Origin of the sequence: Arthrobacter sp. Leaf337, from assembly GCF_001423745.1 — a bacterium.
Classification (GTDB): Bacteria; Actinomycetota; Actinomycetes; order Actinomycetales; family Micrococcaceae; genus Arthrobacter.
Genome location: NZ_LMPC01000025.1, coordinates 1 through 4,932, shown reverse-complemented (window position 1 = coordinate 4,932; position 4,932 = coordinate 1). Strand labels below are relative to the sequence as shown.

Below are 4,932 nucleotides of genomic sequence, written 5' to 3'. Positions count from 1 at the left end.
GAGAGTAGGTCACCGCCGGAACACCATTCAGGTCGAGAGCCCCAACCACACGGTTGGGGCTCTCCCGCATTTAAACCACCCCTAACACCACACCCCCGACCCTCCCTCACCACCCGGCACCGCCCCCGGGCAACGCTCTCCCGCCGGCGCGCCCCTAGACTTACACTTCATGAGCCACACACCGTCCGGATACCCTGCCAAGCGGGCCACAATCCTAGACGTGGCCGCGGCTGCCGGGGTCTCCCGCCAAACAGTCACGCGGGCAATGAATGGCATGCCGGGGATCAAGGAATCCACCCGCCAACGCGTGCAGGAGCTGGCTCAGGAGCTGGGTTATACCCCGAGCCGGTTCGCCAAAGGCCTCGTCCAGGGGGCCCGGACGTCAGTTGGCCTGGCGATTCCTGATCTGACCAACCCGTATTACCCTGCCTTTGCCTCAAGCGTCGTGGAATTGGCCACACTCCGCGGGTGGCACGTGGTGGTCGACGACTATGGTCACGGCGGCCGCAGCGGCCTGGACGCCGTCGAGCATCTGGCACCCCAGGTCGACGCCGTGATCGGCTACCTTGGCGGCCACGCCGACCACGCGCAGTCCGTCCTGGGGCGTCGTCCGCTGATTGTCCTGGACGAGGCTCAGGAAGGTGCGGCCGGAAGAATCAACTTCGATTACGATCACGCTGCACTGCTGGCCGTGGATCGACTGATCCACACGAAACGGCAGCACATCGCCTATCTGGAGGCGGCTGCCGCTCCCTCCGGCGGCGTACATGTTCCCAGCACCGTCCGCGGTAAGGCCGTGGCTGGGCGTTTGGACGAGGCCGGGATGTCCTGGTCCCTGATCGTCGCCGAAGAGACAGCAGAGGCGGCCAAGGTGGCCGCGGCTGCGTTCCTTCGGGCGCATCCGGAGACTGACGGGATCTTGGTCTTCAACGATCTCATGGCCGCCGGCGTCCTTAAGGCTGCAGCTGATGCGGGACGTCGCGTGCCGGAAGACTGTGCGGTGGTAGGCATGGACGGAATCCCCCTCGGAGAACTCCTGACACCGCAGCTCAGCACGCTGGCCTTGGACCTCCGCGAGGTTGGACGGGCCGCCGTCGAACTTCTTGATGGTCTGCTGTCGGGGTCAATCACCCCCGGATCAGTGGAATCACGGCTGACCTTGCAGCATCGGCTGGCGCTCCGGGAAACTGCCTGATGCCATTCGGCTGCTATGCAGCCCGGTCAGCCGAAGCCTTGCCGAGCGAGCTGTATTCGGCGGCTCGAAGCCAACTCCAGGGGCAGAAGCACGGATGAGGCGGCTGGATGACAAATCCTCCTTCGTTACAGGCTCGGAGTTCGTGATTGACGGCCGTGATGCCGCCGGGACAGCGTCGCCGGTGGCTCGCCGGTCTAACCGAAATAGGCGTGGTCACATTGGCGGGCCGCTGCGGGCGGGAGGCAGGAATTTGGCTTAGCCCAGGGGCAGTGAGCCCTTTTCAAGCACGTTGCGTTGACGTAGTATCGATTGGACCGTGAACGTTCACGAAACTGCGACGACGCACAAGTGCACCGGCGCACACTGCACTGGAACCGACCCCAAAACCGAGGACCGCCATGCCCGTTGAGCCCACAACCGCCAGCCCAACCTCCGCAGTGAGCGCCGCCGTCGACGCCGCCGCCAGCCGCGGTGCGGCCCCCGGCTCCCGGTCCGCGGCCCAGCCGGCGGCCGCTGCTCCCGAGCAGCGCCTGGACGTTGCCGCCGAGCAGGTCGCTGATCTCGCGTCGGTGGCTCCGGCACAGGGCACGAAGCCGGCACGGGCGTATCTCGAGAGCGATGCGCCGGGCCTGTCGCTGAACGGCGTGTGGAAGTTCAGGCTTCACGCCGGCGTCCGGCAGGCGCCCCAGGACGGCTGGCAGGCAGGCGGGGACCGTCCGGATTTCGGCGATCTTCCGGTGCCCTCGAGCTGGCCCATGCACGGCCACGGAACGCCCTGGTACACCAACGTTCAGTTCCCCTTCGCTGTGGAACCACCGCACGCACCGGACGCCAACCCCGTCGGTGATCTCTTCCTCGAGTTTGAGGCGGGTCCAGAGTTCTTCCCGTCGGCGTTGATCCGTTTCGACGGCATTGAGTCGGCCGGAACCGTGTGGCTGAACGGCACGTTGCTGGGGACCACGCGCGGCAGCCGGCTTGCCCACGAATTTGATGCTTCGGGCGTCCTGGTGCCGGGCAGCAACGTGCTCGCAGTGCAGGTCGCCCAGTTCTCGGCGGCCAGCTTTGTCGAGGACCAGGACATGTGGTGGCTGCCGGGCATCTTCCGCGACGTGACGCTGCAGGCGCGGCCGTCGGACGGAATTGACGACGTCTTTGTCCACGCGGACTTCGACCATCACAGCGGCGAAGGCATACTGCGTGTTGAGGCGAGCCGGGCTGGTGAGCCGGTTGCCGCCGTCGTGCGCGTTCCGGAACTGGGGCTGGAACTGCCCGCCGGGGAGGAGCGTCGGATCCCGGGGGTCTCCCCGTGGTCGGCAGAAGTGCCGCGGCTCTACGACGCCACCGTCAGCACAGCCACCGCGGGGGAGCAGGGGGAAACCGTTTCGGTCCAGATCGGCTTCCGGAGCATCGCTATCGAGGACGCACAGTTCAAAGTGAACGGTCAGCGGATACTGCTCCGCGGCGTCAACCGCCACGAGCACCATCCCAGGCTCGGCCGCGTGGTTCCGAAGGACGTCATGGAGGGCGAGCTGCGGCTGATGAAGCAGCACAACATCAACGCCATCCGGACCTCGCATTACCCGCCGCATCCGGACTTCCTGGCGCTGGCCGACCGGCTCGGCTTCTACGTTGTCCTTGAATGCGACCTTGAAACGCACGGTTTCGAAGAGGGCGGGTGGAAGCAGAACCCCAGCGCAGATCCGCAGTGGCAGCCGGCCCTTCTCGACCGGATGTCCCGGACTGTGGAACGGGACAAGAACCACGCATCGGTGATCATGTGGTCCCTGGGCAATGAGGCAGGGACGGGCGAGAACCTCGCGGCGATGTCCCGCTGGACCAAACTCCGTGACCCGTCCAGGCCCATCCACTATGAGGGCGACTGGAGCTCGGCGTACGTGGACGTCTACTCGCGGATGTATGCAAGCCAGGCGGAGACGGCGCTGATCGGCCAGGGCACGGAACCTCCCCTGGACGATGCGGCGCTGGACGCGCGGCGCCGGGCCATGCCGTTTGTCCTGTGCGAGTACGTCCACGCCATGGGCAACGGACCGGGCGGCATGTCCGAGTACCAGGAGCTTTTCCACCGGCACCCCAGGCTTATGGGCGGCTTCGTGTGGGAGTGGCTGGAGCACGGCATCACCCGCACGGGCCCTGACGGCCAGGAATACTTCGTCTACGGCGGCGACTTCGGCGAGGAAGTCCACGACGGCAACTTCGTCACGGACGGCCTCGTGGACGCCAACCGCGTCCCCCGCCCGGGCCTTCTGGATTTCAAGAAGGTCATCGAGCCGCTGGCCATTGAGGTAGCAGGGGACTGGTCCGCTTTCTCGCTCACCAACCGCTTCGATTTCGCCGACACAGCGGGTCTTGAATTCCGGTACACAGTGGAGTCCGAAGGCGTGACGGTCGACGGCGGTCGGGTTGACGTAGCGCCCGTGGCGCCGCACGAATCTGCCGATTTCCAGCTGCCGGCAGGACTGCTGGAACGCGCCGTGCACGCGCCGGGGCTGGCTGCTCAGGCGCCGGCGGTGCTGACGGTCAGCGCGGTGCTCGCGAAAGATGCAGTGTGGGCAGATGCGGGCCATGAAGTTGCGTGGGGCCAGGCGTCAGCCAACGTGCGGATGGCACCTGCGCCGGCGGCCGCGGCCGTTGTGAAGGTGGACGGTGATTTCCTCCGGCTGGGACCGGCTGTTTTCGAACGGGCCACGGGTTCGCTCATCCGGCTGGGCGAGACTGCCGTCGAGGGATTCCGGCTGCTGCTGTGGCGTGCACCCACGGACAACGACCTCGGTGCGGAATGGGGCAGCCCGGATCCGCGTCCTGTGGCCACCCAATGGCTGGACGCGGGGCTCAACCGGATGCATCCGCGGCTGGTCGGGATTTCCTCCCGTCCTTCGGCAGACGGCGGCGAAGAGCTTGTGGTGCGGACACGGGTTGCCGCCGCCGGTAAGCAGTTCGGTGTCCTGGCCGAATACGTCTGGACCAGTGACGGCTCCGGAGTCAGCCTTCGGACATCGGTCAGGCCCGACGGTTCGTGGGTCAACGCCGGCCAGCCAGTGCCGTGGGCCCGGATAGGCCTGGAACTCGTGCTGGCTTCAGCGGCTGAGTCCGTGTGGTGGTTCGGTCAGGGGCCGCACCAGAGCTACCCGGATACCGGCCAGGGCACCAGGCTTGGCTGGCATCGCATGCCGGTGACCGACATGGACGTCGAATACGTCCGGCCCCAGGAGTCCGGCGCCCGTTCCGGCGTGTACACGGCAGCGTTGGAGCTCGACGCCGGCCGGCTCGCCATCGCGGGTGAGCGGTTCGCCCTCACTGTGCGCCCCTACAGCCTGGAAGTGCTGGATGCCGCAAACCACCGGCCGGACCTCGTCCCGGACGGCCGCAGCTACGTGTACCTCGACCACGCGTTGCACGGAATCGGCACCGCTGCCTGCGGCCCGGGCGTGCTGGAGGGCTACCGGCTGACGCCGCGGGAGGCTGACTTCTCCTTCGTATTTGCTGTGACTCAGTCCACATAAGCTCTTTCACGGACTTGGGGTGCCTCTAAGCGGCGGGACGGGCCGGGAATCCGCGGAATTCCGGGGTTTTGCGGCCCGCACGTGTGGTGCGGGGGTGGATTTGTGCCGGGTGCGTGCGGCGTGTAAAGTAATTCGAGTCGCCGCCGCTGATGCGGAAAGATAGCGACCGACCCCCTTGTTGAACGGCCTGGAAAACGGCGCTTTTGTGGCGTGCGG

General features: G+C 66.6%; 2 protein-coding genes. Both read left to right on the top strand.

Annotation, left to right across the window (positions count from 1 at the left end; genetic code table 11):
- The first annotated feature begins 169 nt into the window (after positions 1-169).
- Positions 170-1,195, top strand: a complete 1,026-nt coding sequence (locus ASF98_RS16235) for a LacI family DNA-binding transcriptional regulator (protein WP_055803786.1) — start codon at positions 170-172, stop codon at positions 1,193-1,195.
- A gap of 398 nt (positions 1,196-1,593) precedes the next feature.
- The gene (locus tag ASF98_RS16230) at positions 1,594-4,716 is read left to right on the top strand and encodes a glycoside hydrolase family 2 TIM barrel-domain containing protein (RefSeq protein WP_055803781.1); all 3,123 of its coding nucleotides are present in this window, start codon (positions 1,594-1,596) and stop codon (positions 4,714-4,716) included.
- The last annotated feature ends 216 nt before the right edge of the window (positions 4,717-4,932 follow it).